Source organism: Salinisphaera sp. G21_0, assembly GCF_017744115.1.
Taxonomy (GTDB): domain Bacteria; phylum Pseudomonadota; class Gammaproteobacteria; order Pseudomonadales; family Endozoicomonadaceae; genus Endozoicomonas.
In genome coordinates, this window is sequence record NZ_JAGHQW010000269.1 from 1 (window position 1) to 552 (window position 552).

General features: G+C 61.6%; 1 protein-coding gene. It reads left to right on the forward strand.

Annotated features, from left to right (window positions below):
* A partial coding sequence (locus J7439_RS26010) for a hypothetical protein (RefSeq protein ID WP_209204957.1) occupies window positions 1-552 on the forward strand: 552 nt, incomplete at both ends.

Below are 552 nucleotides of genomic sequence, written 5' to 3' on the forward strand. Positions count from 1 at the left end.
ATGCCCGCCAGGCCGAGGCCATAAAGCAGCAGAACCAGGAGATGATGGCAGACATACCCGCAGAGGAGTCAGACTCAATGACCTGGCCGGAAAAACGACAGGTGTGCTGCGTCAACCTGCTGGAGACCCTGGAGAGGCAGTTCCGGGACAGCTTCCTGAACATGACCAGTACCGCGGGGCAGTACCTTGGCTATGATAACGATCAGGATGACCACCAACCCGGCGCTACCCCGGGCCAGCGCGCCACCGAAGTGTCGGTCACCAGGAATCTGGCCAACCAGTTCCAGAACCTTTATGCGCTCTACAGCGCAGCCCGTTATGACATGGTCAGGGCCACCGGATTCGGAGGCGAGGCGGCAGCGGATGATCGCTTCCAGGGTTACAATGCCGGGGCCATTGGCAAGGTCGTTACCGGGTTGCTGGCAAGATCGGCCAGAATGTCGGCCCCCATCCGGGAGGTGCTGCGGACACTTGGGAATGCTCTGGCCCATGACCATGAGGATCTCCGCGCCAACGACAGGCGTCTCCCGCAGCCGGATACCGCACTGCAGC